Below are 18,780 nucleotides of genomic sequence, written 5' to 3' on the forward strand. Positions count from 1 at the left end.
TATTCGAAGCGTCGTTAGTAATCCCAGTTCAGCCGCACGCCGTACGTTGTCGGCGGTGCCAGATAATCGGAGCGTCCGGCGTCGGTGTGAAACTGCGAATAGGTGTAGCGGGCATCATTAATGTTTTTGCCAAAGGCGGTGATGCGAATATTGCTGTCGTAGTGAAGAAAGCTCAGCGCAGCGTCCACGACGTAGTAGTCTTCCTCGAACGACACTGGCGAGTTCTGCGCCAGATAGTAGAAGCCATCGTTGTAGTACATGCTGGCATTGAGCTCAAACTCGCCAAAGCTGAACGGCGACCACACCTGGTTAACACCAATACTGCCACTGAACTCGGGCGTTCGGGTTACGCGGTTGCCTGTAAAATCACCGTTCTTGAAGTTGTAGAGACCATCGCCTTCGTTATAGCCACTGCCCTCTTTATACGAGGTGTATTCTGAGTCCAGGAAGGAGCCGGTCAGTGCCAGTACCAGGCCGGGGTTCATATTGGGCATGGGCACCCATTGCACGTCGAAGTCGATGCCCTTGATTTCTGCGCCACCGGCGTTTTCCAGCGACACGGCACCGCCGCTGAGCAGCGAAATAAACTGCACCTGAAGGTCTTCGATCTCATTCTGGAAGATCGCCGCGTTAACGGTGAGCGTACGATCAAACCACTGTGACTTCAGCCCCAGCTCGTAAGTGGTGACGGTTTCCGGGCGCACATATTCCGGCTGGTCGTAGACGTTCACAGTATTAAATGTGCCGCTCTTATAGCCCTGGGTGTAGGTGGCGTAAAGCATCACATCGTCGGCAGGCGTCAGGCTCAAGGTCACTTTTGGCGAGAAGTTTTCGTCCTCCGCGCGCGGCCGATCAAAAGGAATTGCCCTTGTAGTACTTCCATCGATGTTAACCAAGGAAACACTTGACTCAACAACGTAACGCTCCTCTTCCTGATACCGCCCGCCCAATGTCAGGCTCATCCAATCGGTAAAGTGCAGGGTGGTCTGGGCAAAATAGGCAGTGGACTCTGTACCCAGCTTAGACACCAAACCCAGCGATACGCCGTCGGGAATGACCGGCACTATACTGCCCAGTAAATCTACTAGATTATTGATGCTTTCAGGCAACGGAATTCCCAATAACGCCCCGTCGTTAAGATCGAGTCCAAGCGCCGACAGGCGGTTAAGCGGGAAGCCCGACTCCTGGTTCAGATGAAAGGCGCCCACAATCCACTCGATCCAGTGGGGCGAGTTTTCGTTAGACAGAAACTGAATTTCTTGGGTTTTTACGTCGGCAAACTGGCCTTTGGCGTCGAAGGTGATAAACGGGGTATCCGAGCCATCGAAGTCGTAAACATTGTCGGTGACAATATCCTGCTTGCTGGCCAGCACTTTTACATCGAACCAATTGGTGCGCCACTCAAACTCACCGTAGAGCACCTCGTTGTCCAGCGAGAAATAACTGGGGACGTCGACCTTAACCTGGTAGTCCTTCTCCTCAGCGGTGATCCCCAGCCCCTTAGACAGCGCGCTGGGCGCCACATTCGGCATGGCGGTGGAGCTCACGCCGTACTGTTCGTACTTGATATACGCCGCGTTGAGATCGATATCTTCAGTGGGCGAGAAGCGAAGCTTGTAACGAAAGCCCTCAGACTCTTCCTCGGGGAAAGGCTCAAAGCCGCCCTCGCCATCACCCCGCATGCCCTCATAGTAATTGTCGGCAATCTGCTTGGTGTACGACACACTGGCCGCCAGCCAGTCGGCAAAGGGGTAACTCACATGCGCCCGAACATTTTTATCTTCAAACTGGCCGGAATAACTGCCCTGCAGGGAAATTTCCGGCTCGATGCCTGGATCGCGGGTGATGATATTAATCGCGCCGCCGGTAGAGTTTCGACCAAACAGGGTTCCCTGCGGGCCTTTCAATACCTCTACCCGCTCTACCGCGCCAAAGGACTGCGACTGACCATTGGCAAAGGGGTAATAAATGCCGTCGATGTAGGTGGCGATACTGGGATCGGAGTCGGGAAGGAAGGCATCGCTGCCCACTCCGCGAATATACACCACCGCAAAGTTCACCGTTTGGCCGTAGTACATGCCCGGCGTAAATTGCGCCAAATCCTTGGGATCGTCAATGCCCATGGCGTCCATCTTGTCGGCGGTAAACGCCGCCAGGGCAATAGGCACGTCCTGCGCATTTTCGGTCCGCTTTTGCGCCATCACCACCACCTCTTCCATGAGGCGGCTCGTGCCTTTGGCCCGAGCCTCTTGCTGAGCAAGAGCAGGCGACGCTGCGCTTAGTGCAGCTACCGCCAGACTAAGGGCCGCTTTTCTACTCGGGCAGGGAATACCTAAGGGTAGTAATTTTCGACTGAGTAAGCTCACCGCAAAACCATCCTGTTAATTATCATTAGAATAATAGTGGCGACTAATTTTTATCTAACGCCGTTAGACAAGCATTCTAGATAGGGGTAACTACGTATGTCAACAAAAACTATTAACATTCGTTAATGGCGTCTAAAATTTATTTATTATTCTTAAATATCAATACGTTAACCAACAAAACAAATGAGCTAAGTGGCGATTTTTTAGCGGCAAATAGCTATTATTCCAAGGCGCTATTAGCAACCCAGAATATTACAATTAACGCGTATAAAAACCCTAGATCTTTCCGGCAAGCGCCACGGAATGGGCAAGACAAAACAACGCGACCGGGGGCAGGCACGACCCGCCCCCGGCAAGCCGTTATAGCCTCTCGATGATAATAGCCGGCGCCATGCCGCCCGCTGCACACATGGTCACCAAGCCGCGCTTGAGATCGCGCCGCTCCAGTTCGTCAAGCACAGTGCCAATCAGCATGGCGCCCGTGCAACCAATGGGATGCCCCAGGGCCATCGCCCCGCCATTCACATTCACTTTGTTGCGATCCAGACCCAGATCGCGGATGTATTTCTCGGCGACCACTGCAAAGGCCTCATTGATCTCGAACAGGTCGATATCGTCCAGCGTCAGGCCCGCCTTCTTCAACACCTTGCGCGTGGCGGGCACCGGGGCATTGAGCATTAAGGTTGGCGAGTCGCCCATATTGGCGATGGCCAGCACCTTGGCACGGGGCTTTAAACCGTGTTGCTTGGCGTACTCGGGCGATGACAGCAGCAAGGCCGCCGCGCCATCAACCACGCCAGAGGAGTTGCCACCGTGATGCACATGCTGAATTTTCAGATCCGGATAGACCTTGTGAATCAAACTCGCATAGCTTGTGCCCTGCTCGTCCAGCGGCGCGTAGGCCAGTTGTTCGAAGGCCGGGCGCAGGCCCGCCAGCGCCTCCACAGTGGTGCCCGGGCGGGGGAATTCCTCGCGGTCCAGCGCCAGTGAGCCGTCCTGCCGATACACCGGAATCAGGCTGCGGTCAAAATGCCCACCGGCAATGGCGGCAGCCGCGCGCTCCTGGCTGAGTGCGGCCAGCTCGTCCAGGCTCTGGCGGCTGATCTTCTCCAGCGTGGCAATGGCATCGGCACACACGCCCTGATGCGGCTGCGGATGCGCCTCGCGCAGACGCAGATTGCCCGCGTCCATAAAAATCGGGCCTAAATTCCCCTCGTGGCCGTAGTTCGACATCATCTCGGTGCCACCGGCAATCACCAGGTCTTCAAAGCCCGCCGCAATACTGGCCGCCGCCATGTTCACCGCGGTAATCCCCGAGCCACAAAACCGGTCGAGCGTGACCGCGCTGGAGGCAATGTTGTAGCCGGCATCCAGCGCGGCCATACGGCCCAGGTCATTGCCCTGCTCGCCGCGCTGGGAGCTGGTGCCCCAGACGATATCATCCACATCGGCAGTATTCAGGGCATTGCGCTCGGCGATCGCCTTGAGCACCGTAGCGCCCAGTTGCTGGGGATGAATACCCGCCAGCGACCCCTTACCCACCTTACCTATCCCCCGCGGGGTGCGACAGGCATCAATAATCCAAGCCTCTTTCATTGTTTATCCTCGCCATTAGGCCGTTATTATTTTCCTTGCCACTGGGGTGCCCGCTTCTCGGCAAATGCCCGGGCGCCCTCAATGGCATCTTTACTGGAAAAGATCGGATCGACAATCTCTGCTTGTTTGCCAAACATCTCGCCGTCCTGCCAATCTGCCGACTCGTAAATCACCTGCTTAGACGACTCGATGGACAGCGGCGCATTGGCCACGATTTTTGCCGCCATGGCCTTGGCCGCGCCCAGTACCTCGCCTGCGGGCACGCATTGATTCACCAAACCGAGATTCAACGCCCGCTGGGCATCCATAAAGTCGCCGGTGAGCGCCAGCTCCATCGCCACGCGCAGCGGGGTTTGCCGGGGCAGCCGCATAAGGCCACCGGCAGCAGCCGCCAGACCGCGTTTGGCCTCGGGAATACCAAACTGGCTGTTTTCCGCCGCCACGATCAAGTCGCAGCTCAGGGCAATTTCAAAACCACCCGCCAATGCATAGCCCTCAACAGCGGCAATTAGCGGTTTACGCGGGCGCTTTTCACACAATCCGGCAAAACCGCGTCCCTTAATCACCGGCAGTTCGCCGCTGACAAAAGCTTTTAAGTCCATCCCTGCACAGAAGGTACCGCCCGCGCCGGTAATAATGGCAACGCGAATGGCCGGATCGCTGTCTAATTGATCCATGGCCGCCGCAATACCTTTAGCAACATCCAGGTTTACCGCGTTTTTCGCCTTTGGGCGATTCAGGGTTACAGTCATCACGCCGTTGTCGACGGCAACCAGCACAGCATCATTCATAGCGATTCCTTAGTGTTGTCATCACGGGCCGTTCGCCTCGTGCTTGGTAAATATCCTGCTGGGTGCTTAGCGAGGCTGCATGCGAATGGCGCCGTCCAAGCGTACGCACTCACCGTTCATGTATTCGTTCTCGGCAATAAATACCGACAGGTGGGCAATTTCTTCGGGGCGACCCAGGCGCTTGGGGTTCACCACGCTGGCCTCAAGAGATTTGTAAGCCTCTTCGGGCAGGGTTTCGAACAGCGGCGTGTGGATCAGACCGGGCACAATGGTATTCACGCGAATACCGTAAGAGGCCAAATCGCGCGCCATCGGTAAAGTCATGCCTACCACACCGCCCTTGGACGCGCTGTAGGCCAGTTGGCCAATTTGCCCTTCGTAGGCCGCCACCGACGCGGTATTAATGATTACACCGCGGGCATTTACTTCATCGTAGGGCGCATTCTTAGCCATTTGTTCGGCAGCCAGGCGCGCCACATTAAACGTACCAATCAGATTAATATTGATTACATGGCAGTAGTCTGCGAGGGGGAAGGGGCCATTCTTACCCAATGTTTTAATAGCATTACCGATCCCTGCGTAGTTATTGCAAATATGAATCGCCTTAAACCTTGCCAACACACCGTCAATAGCTTCTTTTACAGAGGCCTCATCGGCGACATTCACGTTGAAGAAGGCAACTTTGTCCTCGCCCAACTCAGCGATAATGGTCTTGGCACGCTCTTCATTCAGGTCAAAAATGGCCACAGATGCGCCCTTGTCGACATAAGCACGTACGGTCGCTTCGCCCAAACCAGAGGCTCCACCAGTCACAATCGCGACTTTGTTATTAATATCCATGATCTCTATCCTTTTTCGATTACAACCCTGTACAGGTCATCACTAAGTTAATTGCCGTCACTTACCGCCAAACATGTCGCGGGCGACGATTTCTTTCATAATTTCGGAGGTACCAGCCAGAATCCGACTGATTCGGGCATTGGCATACAAATTACAAATTTCATATTCCTGCATATAACCGGCACCGCCGTGCAACTGCAGCCCCTCGTCCACCGCCCGGCCCTCGACCTCCGAGCAGTAGTATTTCGCCTGAGAAGCCGACACTGCCGACAGCAATCCCTCGTTGTGCTGGGCAACGCAGCGGTCAATATAGGCTTGGGCGACATCCAGCTCAGTTCGCATCGCCGCCATTTTGAAGCGGGTATTCTGCAGGGCCGACAGTGGCCCACCAAAAGCCTGTCGCTCCATCACAAAGTCGCGCGTCAATGCAAAGGCCGCCTCGCCCGCTGCGAGGGAAATACAGGCAGTAATCAACCGCTCTTCCGCCAACCCCTGCATAAGCTGCTGCATGCCACGACCAACGTCACCGAGAACGTTGTTCTTGGGTATTTTTACGTTATTGAAAAACAGCTCAGCGGTGTCCTGAGCTTTCAGACCAAGCTTGTCGAGATTCCGCCCCCGCTCGAAGCCATCCATACCTCGCTCGACAATAAACAAAGTCATTTCACGGGGCTGCTGCGGATTCGTCTTGGCAGCGACAATCACTGCATCCGCAAGGATCCCGTTGGAGATATAAACCTTGGAGCCGTTGAGAAGCCAATGATCTCCGCAATCCTCGGCTCGAGTTTTCATCCCCGCCAGATCGCTGCCCGCGTCAGGCTCGGTCATGGCAATAGCCAGCACACACTCTCCTGAAACACAGCGCGGAATAAAGCGTTGCTGCTGCTCAGTGCTGCCAAAATGCCTGAGGTAAGGAGCTACGAGGCGGCTATGCAAGGTATGGAAAAACCCGGGCTCCCCGTGCAGCGCATCTTCCTCAATCATAATCTGTTGATAGCGAAAATCTTCCACGCCCAGGCCGCCCAGTGCTTCCGGAGCCCAGGTCAGCAAGTACCCCTGTTCGCCCATCAAACGAAACATATCCCGGGGCACCAGGCCGTCACGCCGCCATTGCTCGCGATGCGGCTTTACCTCAGCGTGGAGAAAACGCCGGTAGGATTCGCGAAAGATCTGTTGCTCTTCAGTAAAGACCTGATGTCGCATGAAAGCCTCTTCAGAAAATGGCCGTCACCATTGCGGCCGGTTAACACTACAAAGACCGCAGTAAATGCCCACCATCTACCGGCAGCGCCACGCCGGTCATAAACGAACCTGCTTCACTGGCCAACAACAAAAGTGGCGCATTAAGCTCGTCTAACTGCCCCAGCCTCTGAGGGGGAATTTTTTTCAGGTAATTATGTCCACGCTCCGAAGCAAAGAAGTCGGCGTTCAGTTCGGTTTCGAAGTAGCCAGGGCAAAGTGCATTGACTCGGATACCGTCGCGCCACAGTTCCATAGCGGAATTTCTGGTGAGCTGAACCACTCCCGCCTTGGCCGTGGCGTAAAGCGTGTTATTAACACTGGGATGCAATCCCAGAATAGAAGCGATGTTAACGATACTACCGGGCTTTTGGGCACCGACCAGCCGCTCTGCCGCCTCTCGGGAAACTCGCCAAACCGCTTGAAGATTGGTGCCTACGATATAGTCCCACTGCGCCTCGTCGGTCGCAATGAAACTAGCTGGATTCGCCACACCTGCGTTGTTGACCAAGAGATCTACGACACCCAGCGAAGATTCGACGGTATCGAAAGCTGCGGTCACAGAAGCGACATCATTCACATCCATCGCTACGGCCATAGCCCGCCCGCCGTCAGCGGATATCTCGCTAACCAAAGTCTCCAGGCGGTCCACTCTCCGCGCCGCAGCCACTACTGTCGCACCGGCCGCAGATAGAAGCTTACAAAAATGCGCACCAAAACCACTTGATGCTCCGGTAACCAGCGCAATGCGCCCGTCGACCCGCAACGCCTCGCTTATTGGCTCACTCATATCTCATCCGTTACGTATTTCTTATTCGATGTGCCGGGGTGCGGCTTGCCGCTGATTCGTCAATGCGAGCCATCATATCCAGCCTCTTATCTAATATCAATAGTTTTACGCACACCCCAAGACGAAAAACTATCAGCATTCGTTAAATAACAACGTTCTCTGATACACTCTTGGGCAATATTTAGCCCGACTAAAAGGGATTTTTGATGGGACGCCCGGCAAAACCCATAATTTCACGAGAGCGAGCGGTACGCGCAGCACTTGAGGTCATCGACGAAAACGGCGTCGAAGGTCTCAGCCTGCAACTAGTAGCGAAACGCCTAGGAGTGAAGGCACCTTCGCTTTACTACCACTTCAAAAACAAGGCCGAGATTCTTTCTGATGTCGCGCGCCTGCTGTTTTCCGACGTGGTGACCCGCGAAGATGTTGAATACGAAAACTGGCGTGAAGAACAAGCCGCACTGGCGGTGGCCACGCGGCGCTCGATTCTCAGCCATCCCAAGGCTGCTCCGCTACTGCTGCAGTTTTTCCCACGCTATTTAATGCTCAAGGCCTACGACAACTGGTCCGGCCGGGTCGATCTGCCCGTTGAACAGCGCATGCAGGTGATTGAGGGCATTGAAAAGCTCACGCTGGGCTCGGCGTTGTTTGGCGCCATGAGCGCCGCCACCCAAACCGACCCCATGCCAGCCTTCCCGGCGGAAAAATTCCCGCACCTGAGCGAGGCGATCGACGCGAATCCCCTGTCTGAGGATGAAATGTTTGAGGCTGTGCTGCGCGCGTTTCTCTACGCGTTCTAAGCTCGCGCCGCACAGCACAGCACTAGGACCGAGGCGGTATTTTCTTCATGCCGAGCTTGAGCATTTTTTCCAGGGTGGCGCCATAGGGCGGGTCCATCATTGCCGCCACCTTTTTGTACCAACCCTGTTCAAACACCGATTTGGCATGAGAAAAACGCCGGAAGCCAGCCTCGCCGCCCCAGTAACTTCCCATGCCGCTGTGCCCCACACCGCCAAAGGGCAGGTCTGACATCATCAGCTGTAACATCACCTCGTTAATCGCCACGCCGCCGGAGTGGGTCTGCGCAAGCAGCTGCTGCTTTGCCTGGCTGGCATGGCCAAAGTAATACAGCGCCAGCGGGCGCTCCCCGGCATTGACGTAATCCACGGCGGCGCTGAGATCCGCCACGGTTTTCACCACCAGAATCGGGCCAAAGATTTCCTCCTGCATCACCCGGCTGTCGTCGGCGGGATCCACGACAATCACCGGACTGAACTGGCGCCGCTCAGTGGTCGCACCAACGTCTATTTCGATGATGCGCGCACCACTGGCCCGGGCATCGTCGAGCAGCTCATGCATACGCTGGTAATGCGCGTTCGTGGCAATCGCGGCGTAGTCCCGCCCCTGCAATTCAGCCGGGTACAGTTGCCGGATCGCCTGGCTCGCTGCCTCGATAAAGGCCTCCAGGCACGGCGCTTCAAGTAACACGTAATCGGGGGTAATACAGCCCTGCCCGGCGTTAATCAGCCGCCCGCTAACCGTGCGCTGGGCGGCGTATTGAAGGTCGGCGTGGCGGTCGACAAGCACCGGCGACTTGCCACCCAGCTCCAGTGTAACCGGGGTGAGATTTTGCGCGGCCGCCGCCATCACGTGACGGGCGGTCCCCGCGCTGCCGGTATACATCAAATGATCAAACGGCAGCGCGGCAAAAGCCCGCGACACCCCGACTTCACCGGTCACAATGCTCAGTTCGCTGGCGTCAAAGTAGCGGGGCAAGGTTTCTGCCAGCATGGCAGCCGCCGCCGGGGAATATTCGGAAATCTTCACCATCACTCGATTGCCCGCCGAAAAAGCATCAATCGCCGCAACCATCGCCATGGCCACCGGGCCGTTCCAGGGCACCATCACGCCCACCACGCCCAGCGGCTGATAGCGGATATAGGCTTTGGCACCCAGCAGATTGAAGGGAAAATCGGCCTTACGTCGCTCGTCGCGCAGCCAGCTTGGCAGTCGCTTGCTTACCGCCTTGGCGTGATTAATCACTGGCAGAATTTCCACCGCTTTGATAAAGGCCGCGGGCTTGTGCAACCAGTCTTTAACAGTGGCCGCCACAATGGCCTCCTGTTGATCGACCACAAAATCGACAATGCGACGTATGCGGTCGAGGCGGCTGGCCAAGCTCGGATACCGCTCGGCGGCAAAGGCCTCGCGCTGCAGTGCAAATTGCGACTGCAGATCGTCGCCGCAGGAGATGTTATCTGCCAGCATTCCTTCCACTCCTTCCGGCTTTTTGTCCGTTGTGGCAGTCATGCGCTCACCGCCAGTTGCTGATAGCGCAACAGCTGCTCATCGGCGCTGCCGAGCTCCCGCTCGATGGCCGTTGCACGCTTGAAGTAGTGGCTCACCGGCACGTCGTCACTCATCCCCATACCGCCGTGCAACTGCACCGCGTTTTGGCCAATAAAGCGACAAGCCCGGGCGACGGTGACTTTTGCGGCGGCCGCCGACCGCTCGCGCTCAAGTACATCGGCGCTCAGCGACAGCGTCGCTCGGTAGCTGGCAGCGCGGCTCATTTCCAACTGCAGATACATATCCACCATGCGGTGTTGCAGCACCTGAAAACGCGACAAAGGCTGCGAAAACTGGCGGCGCTGCTGGCAGTAGTCCCGCGTTTGCTGCAGCAAGGCCTCCATTACCCCCACGGCCTCGGCGCTCAGCGCCGCAATGCCGTGGCAGCGCGCCGCTTCCAGCAGCGCCAGCGCCTGATCCTGCTCGCCCAGACGCGCGGAGTCGGGCAACTGAACCTGCGCAAACAACAGGTCCGCCGCGCAGCGCTCGTCAATGGTCGGATAGGGGTCGATGCTCAGCCCGGGCGTACCGGCAGGCACGACAAACAGTGATAGTCCCCGCTCCTCACCCGCACGCCCCGTGGTTCTGGCCGAGACAATAAAATGGCTGGCCAGCGGCGCCGACATCACGACGGTTTTCTGGCCGCTCAAGATCCACTGGCCATCGCGCCATTGCGCCGGTAAGGCCTGTTGGCGAAAATCGTTGTGGCTGCCCTCCTCGCTCCAGGCCAGTATCGGCATGGCCCGGCCAGCACAAAGCGCGTCTCGCAGCGCCGGTGCGGCGGCGCTGCGCCACTGCCCCAGCAGGTAGCCCGCCACAATGGCCACATCAAGATATGGTTCTATCGCCAGCGCGCGCCCCAGCTCCTCCATCACAATCATCGTGTTCTGGGCGTTGTCGGCGAGCGGCTCACTGTCGTCGCGCAGTCCCAGCCCGAGCACGCCGAGCTGGTCAGCCAATGCCTGCCATAACTCCGGCCGCCACGCGTTGCCAGCCTGAACCGCCCGCTGGTGAGAGGCGAAGTCGGCGTGCTGGCGCAGACAGGCCTGAAGGCTGCTGCGCAGCAGGCGCTGTTCCTGACTAAAGGAAAAATCCATATCAGTGGTCCCGTAAAATAATGTCGGCGGCGCGCCAGGCCATGGCCATGGTCGGCCCGTTGGTATTGCCCGAGGGAATCTGCGGCATAATCGAGGTGTCCATCACCCTCACGCCGCTAACGCCGCGAACCCGCAGCGCCGGGTCGACCACCGACTGCGCATCGGCGCCCATGCGACAACTACCCACCGCGTGGTAGCCACAGCTGCCGTGCTGGTCGAAAGCCGCCAAAATCTGCGCGTCGCTCACGCAGCTCGGCCCGGGATAACTCTCGGCGTCAATAAACGGCTGCAAAGCCGCCTGCCCGGCCCACTCCCGCGCCAACTCAACCGTGCGCTGCATCAGCGCGCGGTCCTCGGCGGTGCTGCGATAATTGGGCACCAGCACCGGCATGGCGGCGGGGTCGCGACTGGCAATGTGAATGCTGCCCCGGGAAGTGGGGCGCAGCGGGTAGCCAACAATACTCATGCCGGGAAACGGCTCGAGCTTTTCGCGGCCGGGGGCGCTTAAATCAAAACTGAAGGGCGCGATAAGAAACTGAATATCCGGCCGCGATGACGCACCAGAGGCAAACCAGGCGCCCACCTCATAGGCCCCCGCGGCCATCGGCCCAGACTTGTTGAACCAGTACTTGAACACGTTTTTCAGCAGCCGGACCCCGGCGTACTCGGCGTTTTCTGACAGCGGCTGGCGCAGCTTCCACTGCACCAGAATACCGCGGTGCTCGATCAGGTTTTCGCCCACCTCCGGGCTGTCGGCCACCAGTGGAATCCCCAGCGCGGCCAGGCGCTCGGCCGGCCCCACCCCGGAGCGCTGCAAAATGCCCGGCGAGGCCATCGCCCCGGCCGCGACAATGACCTCACGGCGCGCGGCAAACCTGCTGGGTGTGCCGTTTTTGGCCGACTGGCACAGCACCGCCACCGCGCGACCCTCGTCAAACTCGATGCGGTCGCAAAGCTGGTGGGTGAAAATATGCAAATTGGGGCGCCCCCGTACTGGGGCGATAAAAGCCTTGGCGGCACTTTGTCGCCGCCCCTGCCAGATGGTGCGCGCGGCATAACCCACGCAGGGTGCATCGCTGGGCAGATTGGGATCCTCGCTTACCGCCAGGCCCATTTGCGCGGCGGCCGCCACCATTGCCTCGGTGAGCGGCGTGCGCCGATCGGCCATACTGATTTTCAGCGGCCCGGTGCTGCCCCGGGTCGGCCCACTGCCCAGCTGGTGCTGTTCCAGCGCTTGATAGGCGGCGCCGATATGCGACCAGCTCCAGTCTTCGCTGCTCTGAGCGGCAATATCATTAAAGTCGGCGGGCTGCCCGCGCACATACATCAGCCCGTTGAGGGAACTGGAGCCGCCCATCACCCGCCCACGGGCCCAATGCTCGGGCTGGTAAGCGTTCCCCTCTTCCGGTTCGGCGGGGTATTGCCAGGTGAGTTTGGGGTCGGTAATTAACTTGCCCAACCCCTTGGGCATATGAATAAGCGGGTGCCGGTCCTCGCCACCCGCCTCTAACAGGGCTACGGAAATGGCGGGATCTTCCGACAGCCGATGGGCCAACACACAGCCTGCCGCACCGGCTCCAATAATGACGTAATCGAATTCAGTGTGTTGCATGTAACAGCGTCCCCGGCCACGCGACAGCGCCGCCATAGGCAGGCAAACCCCCGCGTTGATCATTTTTATTATTGCCCGCCATGCCCTCGCATTTGCGACATAGAGCAATTGACAGACCCGTTTAATTTTTATCTAATCTATTTAGATTTAAGACCCAGGTCAAGGGTCGAAAAGCAAATAACAAGAGGCCCCGCAAATGGTGAGAATTATTTTTGAATCCCACGACGGCAGCGAGCAAACCACCCTCGATGTGCCCCCCGAAGGCAGCGTGATGGAGGCCGCGGTCAGCCACAATATCGACGGCATACTCGCCGACTGCGGCGGCTCGATGGTCTGCGGCACCTGCCACGCCATGGTGTCGGCAGACTGGTTCGACAAACTGCCCGAGCAAAGCGAGATGGAACAGGGGCTGCTGGAATACGTTCCCGACCCACAGCCCTATGCCCGGCTGTGCTGTCAGCTTGAAGTGAGTGAGGCCATCGACGGCATCGTGCTGCGCCTGCCCGAAAGCCAGCGGTGAGCGCAGCTATTTACATAACTAACAACGATAGATTAATATCAATCCAACCGGCACCAGCGGGCGCTTTCCCCGCCACTGAACAGCCGGCCGTCAATAATAATGTTTAGCCCAGCGCTATCGGTGAGGAAAAACCCCATGTCTAGCCCCATTGCGGAACACGTGCCCGACCATGTCCCCCAGTCCCTGATTTTTAATTACGACTACCACGGCGATCCGCGTGTGAACAACGAAGTGCATGCCAGCCTGCAAACCCTGCACAACGACGCCCCAGCCATTTTCTACACGCCCAAAAACGGCGGCCATTGGGTCGTGACCCGCTTCGATGAAATAAAGAAGGTGGTGGAGAATTACGAGAATTTTTCGGCCAAGGAAATGCAAATTCCGCGCATTGAAAACCCGCCGTTTTTCATTCCTTTGAACCTCGACCCACCCAACAATATTGCCTTCCGCCAGGCGCTGATGCCGGCCTTTTCGCCCCGCGCCATTAAAAGCCTGGAAGACAAAGTGCGCCTGTGGGCGGGCAAGCTGATCGACGAGGCCCTGAGCAAGGGCAATACCTTCGACTTTGTGCAAGAAATTGCCTCGGTCTATCCGGTGAGTATTTTCATGGAGCTGATGGGCATGCCCATGGATCGCCTGTGGGAGTTCCGCGAGCTGTCCGACGCCTTTTTCAGCACCAATGATCAGGAAAAAATCCATCAGCTCAGCGCCCAGATCATTATGATCATGACGGAAATTCTGATGGCGAAAAAAGAGCAGCCCGCCGACGATCTGATGACCAAGATTCTCGACATCAAGGTCAACGGCGAGCCGATCAGCCTGGAAGAAATGCAGAACATGTGTTTTCTGCTGTTCCTCGGCGGCATGGACACCGTGGCCAATGTCACCGGTTACACCTTCCGTCAGCTGGCAAATATGCCCGAGCTGCAGCAGCGCCTGCAGGATCAGCCCGAGGACATTCCCAAGTTCTCGGAAGAAGGCATTCGTCTGTTCGGGGTCATCAGCAACCCACGCATCGTCGCCCAAGACTGCGAAGTGTTCGGTATTCAGTTCAAAAAAGACGATATGGTGCTGTGCCTGCTGCCCATCTCCGGCCGCGACGACCGCAAAAACAGTAACCCCAATGTCTTCGATATCGACCGTGCCAAAGACGACGCCAGCACGCTCACCTTCTCCTCCGGGCCGCATATGTGTCTGGGCAGTTTTCTGGCGCGCACCGAAATCCGCATTCTGGTGGAAGAGTGGTGCAAGCGCGTCAAATCCTTCGAGATCACCCCCGGCACCGAACTGAGCTTCCGCATGGGCTTCTCGCTGGCGCTGACCGCGCTGCCGCTGACGGTACAAACGCGCTGAGCTGTTCTGCCGGGCGCGCCGTGCCCGGCAGTCTCCCCCCGTTGATAAAACCGAAAAGAGGGATGTTATGAAAGGTGTCGGCGCCGATCACCCGTATTGGGACGCACTCCGCGATGGCCGCGTCAGCCAGCAGCAGTGCCGCGACTGCCAACAATGGCACTGGCCTGCCGTGTATCGCTGCAGCCACTGCGGCAGCTGGGAACAGCAATGGCACGAGGTTGAGCCGCGCGGCCGCATTTACAGCTGGACCCGCAGCCACTACGACTTTGGCGGCCCGCGGGAGCACGGCCTGCCCTTTGTCAGTGTGCTGGTCGAACTGGAGCATGCGAGCAAGACTCGCCTGCTCGGCACGCTAGAGGGCAACCCGGCGCGGCTGCGTATTGGCGACCGGGTCAGCGGCCAGGTGATGCATGTCGAGTTCGACGGCGAGTCCTTACCCACGCTGCGCTGGCAGCTCACTGACCAGGGGGAGCACTAATATGGCCACCACAGCATTTTGCGGCGGCGTCTCGGCGGTGGGCGTTGGCCTTCGCCAATACAAGCGCGGCCAGGCCCCCATGCCCGAACAGGGCGTCCTGGTCAGGGCCATTGTTGATGCCTGCGAAGACGCCGGTTTCGACCCCGCCAATATCGACGGCTTTGTTTCCTACGGCGATGACAAAAACGAACCGGTGCGCCTGATGCCCGACCTCGGCACCCGCCATCTGCGCGTTAATGCCCAGGTGTGGGGCGGTGGCGGTGGCGGCATTGCCGCCGCGTTTGGCATTGCGGCCGCGGCGATTGGCAGCGGTCAGGCCGATGCCGTGGTGGTATTTCGAGCGCTGGTGCAAGACAACAGTGGTCGTATGTCGGCCGCCGTCATGCGCCACCACCTGAACGACCATATTATTGGCGCCGGGGTACTGGCCCCCGCTCAGATCTGCGCCCTGCGCGCCCAGCGCATGTTTGAATACCACGGCGTGCCGCAATCGGTCACTGAAGAGTTAGTGCGCGCCTCCTATTACCACGGCGCCCGCAACCCCGATGCCATGAGCTACGGCAAAGAGCTAGACCTGGACGCCTACCGCAACGGTCGCTGGATTGCCGAGCCCTTCCGGCTATTTGACTGCTCGCGGGAAAACGACGGCGCCGGCGCCATCCTGCTGGTATCGAGCGAAAAAGCCAAATACCTGAACAAGCCGCCGGTGCATCTGTTAGGCGTGGCCAACGGCGCCGAGCAGGGCTGGGGCGACCTGCTGGAAAACGACCGTCACTACGACTCGGCGGGCTTTCGTCCGATTGCCGAGCGCCTGTGGCAACAAACCGGCCTGCGCCCGGCTGATGTGGATGTGGTACAGCTCTACGAAAATTTCAGTGCCCAGGGCATTGCCTCGTTGATCGATCACGGCTTTTGCAGCTACGACAATGTCGCCGAGTTTATTCGTTTTGAAAACCTTATCGCGCCCCACGGCAAGCTGCCGGTGAACACCTCCGGGGGCAACTTTGCCCAGGGCTTTATTCACGGCTTTGGCACGGCGGTGGAATCGGTGCGGGTGTTGCGCGGCGAATCGGCCAACCCGGTGCCCGATGCGAAAGTCTGCCTGCTGGCGGGCGGGCCGGGCGCGCCGACGGTCAGTTCAGCGCTGTTTGGCACAGAGGCACTCTGATATGACCAAGGCTATCGACTATCGCGTGGAAGATGGCATTGCCATCCTCACTTTTAACCGCCCCGACAAACTCAATGCCCTCACCCGCGAGATGGCAATGGCATTTATCGCCTTGCTGGATCGCAGCGACGCCGACGATGCCGTTAAAGCGGTGATTGTGACCGGTGCGGGCAAGGCCTTTTGCGCGGGCGCCGATTTATCCGCGGGCGACGACGCTCTCAGCGAGGTAAACGCGGGGGCAGAAGCGGGTAGTGATGGCGTCAACCGCGATATTGGCGGCCTGATGACCCTGCGCATTTACCGCAGCCTGAAACCCATTATTGCCGCCATCAACGGCGCCGCCGTGGGGGTGGGTATTACCCTGACCCTAGCCATGGATATTCGCCTGGGCAGTCAGCAATGCAAGGCGGGCTTTGTGTTTGCCCGCCGCGGCATTGTGCCCGAGGCGGCGTCATCGTATTTCCTTCCCCGCATTGTCGGCATTTCGCGGGCGCTGGCCTGGTGCTACAGCGGGCGGCTGATCGACGCCACGGAGCTGCGGGAAGCAGGCTTGCTCAGCGAGATTGTGCCCGCCGAGCAATTGCTGGATCGCGCCCGGGAAATTGCCCGGGAAATCATCGACAACGCCGCGCCGGTCTCGGTGGCGCTGACCCGGCAAATGCTGTGGCAGGGGCTGGAAATGAATCACCCCATGGAGGCCCACCAGCTCGACAGCCGCCTGGTTGCCGCCCGGGGAGACAGCGCCGACGCCCGCGAAGGTGTTGCCTCGTTCCTGGCCAAGCGCCCGCCGCAATTCAGCGACCGGGTGTCTCAGGATATGCCCGGCGACTACCCCTGGCGAGACGAACCGACGTACCGCCCGGCGCCAGCAAAAAAATAACACGCACCGCGCTGCGGCCACAGCGGCTCGCACGCGCAGGGAGATGACCCATGACAAACGAGCATTGTGTAATCATCGGCGGCAGCCACGCCGCTGCGCAACTGGCCGCCTCGTTGCGGCAGGAAGGCTGGGAGGGTGCCATCACCCTGATCGGCGCCGAGCCCACCCCACCCTACCACCGCCCACCGTTGTCGAAGGCCGCGCTCAGCGGTGAGAAAAGTGACAGCGAGCTGCTGATTCGCCCCGCCGAGTTCTACGAAAAAAACCGCATCGACCTGCTGCTGGGCAGCACTGTTACCGCCATCGACCGGCAGGCTAAAAAGGTCCTGCTTCACGATGGCGGCGAAATTCCCTACAGCAAGCTCGCCCTGACCACCGGCGCCAGGGTACGCAAACTCCCGATTCCCGGCAGCGAGCTGGACGGTGTTTGCTACCTGCGCGATTTGCGCGACGCCCACCAGATTCGCAAATACATCGGCCCGGGGAAATCGGCGGTGGTCATCGGCGGTGGCTATATTGGCCTGGAGGCGGCGGCATCGATGCGCAAACTGGGCATGGCGGTGACCGTGCTTGAGGCCCAGCCGCGGGTATTGGCGCGCGTCACCTCGGCGGAAATTTCCGCGTTTTACAGTCGCGTTCACCGCGAAGAAGGCACTGAGATTATTACTGGCGCCAGCATCGAGGCCATTAGCGGCGACACCCGGGTACGCGGCGTCAGCCTGACCGACGGCCGCAACCTGCCCGCCGATGTGGTGCTGATTGGCGTGGGCGTGCTGCCCGCCACCGAGCTGGCAGAACAGGCCGGGCTGGAAACCGATAATGGCATCCTGGTGGACGAATTCGCCCGCACAAGCGACGCCAATATTGTTGCCGCCGGTGACTGCACCCGCCACTACAACCCCATTTACAGCGCGCAGCTGCGGTTGGAGTCGGTGCAAAACGCCAACGACCAGGCCAAGGTAGCGGCGCGCACGCTGTGCGGCAAACTGGAACCTTACTGCGCCCTGCCCTGGTTCTGGTCCGATCAATACGACCTGAAGCTGCAGATTGCTGGCTATTCCCAGGGTTTCGATCGGGTCGTACTGCGCGGTGACACCACCACCGGCCGCAGCTTTGCCGCGTTTTACTACGCGGGCGATACGCTGCTGGCGGTCGACGCCATTAACCGCCCCAAGGAATTTATGATGGCCAAGCGCTTTCTCGCGGAAGGCAAAAGCGCCGACCCCGCCAAGGTGGCCGACGAAAGTATTGATGTTAAAACCCTGTTCGCTGACTGACAGGCAGCCCCCAAGCCCTTTAAAGGAATAGTAACCATGCCCCTAGTGACCTTTGTCAGCCATGACGGCAACAAAACTGAAGTGAATGTTGAGGCGGGCAGCAGCCTGATGCAGGCCGCTGTCGAAAACGGTGTCGACGGTATTCTCGGTGAGTGCGGCGGCGTTTGCAGCTGCGCCACCTGCCACTGCTACGTCGACAACGCTTGGCGCAGCAAAACCGGCGAACCCGAGTCGATGGAAAAAGACATGCTGGACTGCGTCCTCGACCCCCAGGACAACAGTCGGCTTAGCTGCCAGGTGCAAGTGAGTGATGAACTCGATGGCCTGGTGGTCCACCTGCCAGAATCCCAGTACTAAGCACGCCCTACTGCGCCCGCGCCCGGCAGCCGTGCCGGGCCACGGCCGCGCAGGGGAAACCACAGCC

At 58.8% G+C, this 18,780-nt stretch carries 17 protein-coding genes; 8 read left to right on the forward strand and 9 right to left on the reverse strand.

Going from position 1 to position 18,780, the window contains the following annotated elements; genetic code table 11:
- Window positions 1-14: 14 nt before the first annotated feature.
- From G411_RS19585 to G411_RS0106085, 6 genes are all read right to left on the reverse strand, one after another.
- Window positions 15-2,219: a TonB-dependent receptor gene (locus G411_RS19585; RefSeq protein ID WP_022958283.1), complete on the reverse strand. Its 2,205-nt coding sequence runs from the start codon at window positions 2,217-2,219 to the stop codon at window positions 15-17.
- 507 nt (window positions 2,220-2,726) lie between these two features.
- On the reverse strand, window positions 2,727-3,962 hold the full coding sequence (locus G411_RS0106065; protein WP_022958284.1) for an acetyl-CoA C-acetyltransferase: 1,236 nt from the start codon (window positions 3,960-3,962) through the stop codon (window positions 2,727-2,729).
- 26 nt (window positions 3,963-3,988) lie between these two features.
- Window positions 3,989-4,753: a crotonase/enoyl-CoA hydratase family protein gene (locus G411_RS0106070; RefSeq protein WP_022958285.1), complete on the reverse strand. Its 765-nt coding sequence runs from the start codon at window positions 4,751-4,753 to the stop codon at window positions 3,989-3,991.
- A gap of 66 nt (window positions 4,754-4,819) precedes the next feature.
- The gene (locus G411_RS0106075) at window positions 4,820-5,593 is read right to left on the reverse strand and encodes an SDR family NAD(P)-dependent oxidoreductase (RefSeq protein ID WP_022958286.1); all 774 of its coding nucleotides are present in this window, start codon (window positions 5,591-5,593) and stop codon (window positions 4,820-4,822) included.
- A 57-nt stretch (window positions 5,594-5,650) separates the two neighbouring features.
- The gene (locus G411_RS0106080) at window positions 5,651-6,796 is read right to left on the reverse strand and encodes an acyl-CoA dehydrogenase family protein (protein WP_022958287.1); all 1,146 of its coding nucleotides are present in this window, start codon (window positions 6,794-6,796) and stop codon (window positions 5,651-5,653) included.
- 46 nt (window positions 6,797-6,842) lie between these two features.
- Window positions 6,843-7,622, reverse strand: coding sequence for an SDR family NAD(P)-dependent oxidoreductase (locus G411_RS0106085; protein WP_022958288.1), 780 nt, complete (start codon window positions 7,620-7,622; stop codon window positions 6,843-6,845).
- Window positions 7,623-7,828: 206 nt separating this feature from the next.
- Here G411_RS0106085 and G411_RS19590 point away from each other — a divergent pair, with 206 nt between their 5' ends.
- Window positions 7,829-8,422, forward strand: a complete 594-nt coding sequence (locus G411_RS19590) for a TetR/AcrR family transcriptional regulator (protein WP_022958289.1) — start codon at window positions 7,829-7,831, stop codon at window positions 8,420-8,422.
- A 22-nt stretch (window positions 8,423-8,444) separates the two neighbouring features.
- On the opposite strand, the gene G411_RS0106095 is transcribed toward G411_RS19590, so the two are convergent.
- From G411_RS0106095 to G411_RS0106105, 3 genes are read right to left on the reverse strand one after another with little or no spacing between them, the layout of a single operon-like run.
- A complete protein-coding gene (locus tag G411_RS0106095; protein WP_084495325.1) occupies window positions 8,445-9,932 on the reverse strand; it encodes an aldehyde dehydrogenase family protein in 1,488 nt (495 codons plus the stop codon).
- The gene (locus tag G411_RS0106100) at window positions 9,929-11,068 is read right to left on the reverse strand and encodes an acyl-CoA dehydrogenase family protein (protein WP_022958291.1); all 1,140 of its coding nucleotides are present in this window, start codon (window positions 11,066-11,068) and stop codon (window positions 9,929-9,931) included. The genes G411_RS0106095 and G411_RS0106100 overlap by 4 nt, the downstream gene beginning before the upstream one ends.
- A gap of 1 nt (window position 11,069) precedes the next feature.
- Entirely contained in the window at window positions 11,070-12,680 is a 1,611-nt protein-coding gene (locus G411_RS0106105; protein ID WP_028968199.1) for a GMC family oxidoreductase, read from the reverse strand.
- A 196-nt stretch (window positions 12,681-12,876) separates the two neighbouring features.
- Between G411_RS0106105 and G411_RS0106110 the strand changes: the two genes are divergently transcribed.
- From G411_RS0106110 to G411_RS0106140, 7 genes are all read left to right on the forward strand, one after another.
- Window positions 12,877-13,200 carry a 2Fe-2S iron-sulfur cluster-binding protein gene (locus G411_RS0106110; protein ID WP_022958293.1) on the forward strand — a complete coding sequence of 108 codons (324 nt, stop codon included), beginning with the start codon at window positions 12,877-12,879 and terminating at the stop codon, window positions 13,198-13,200.
- A gap of 135 nt (window positions 13,201-13,335) precedes the next feature.
- A complete protein-coding gene (locus G411_RS0106115) occupies window positions 13,336-14,553 on the forward strand; it encodes a cytochrome P450 (protein WP_022958294.1) in 1,218 nt (405 codons plus the stop codon).
- Window positions 14,554-14,620: 67 nt separating this feature from the next.
- The gene (locus G411_RS0106120) at window positions 14,621-15,031 is read left to right on the forward strand and encodes a Zn-ribbon domain-containing OB-fold protein (protein WP_022958295.1); all 411 of its coding nucleotides are present in this window, start codon (window positions 14,621-14,623) and stop codon (window positions 15,029-15,031) included.
- Window position 15,032: 1 nt separating this feature from the next.
- Window positions 15,033-16,199, forward strand: coding sequence for a thiolase C-terminal domain-containing protein (locus G411_RS0106125; protein ID WP_022958296.1), 1,167 nt, complete (start codon window positions 15,033-15,035; stop codon window positions 16,197-16,199).
- Between the two features lies 1 nt (window position 16,200).
- Complete coding sequence (locus tag G411_RS0106130; protein ID WP_022958297.1) at window positions 16,201-17,079, forward strand: crotonase/enoyl-CoA hydratase family protein; 879 nt, start codon at window positions 16,201-16,203, stop codon at window positions 17,077-17,079.
- Window positions 17,080-17,129: 50 nt separating this feature from the next.
- Window positions 17,130-18,356, forward strand: a complete 1,227-nt coding sequence (locus tag G411_RS0106135; RefSeq protein WP_022958298.1) for an NAD(P)/FAD-dependent oxidoreductase — start codon at window positions 17,130-17,132, stop codon at window positions 18,354-18,356.
- Window positions 18,357-18,392: 36 nt separating this feature from the next.
- Window positions 18,393-18,713: a 2Fe-2S iron-sulfur cluster-binding protein gene (locus G411_RS0106140; RefSeq protein WP_022958299.1), complete on the forward strand. Its 321-nt coding sequence runs from the start codon at window positions 18,393-18,395 to the stop codon at window positions 18,711-18,713.
- Window positions 18,714-18,780 lie beyond the last annotated feature (67 nt).

Source organism: Spongiibacter tropicus DSM 19543 (assembly GCF_000420325.1).
In the GTDB taxonomy this organism is placed as follows: domain Bacteria; phylum Pseudomonadota; class Gammaproteobacteria; order Pseudomonadales; family Spongiibacteraceae; genus Spongiibacter; species Spongiibacter tropicus.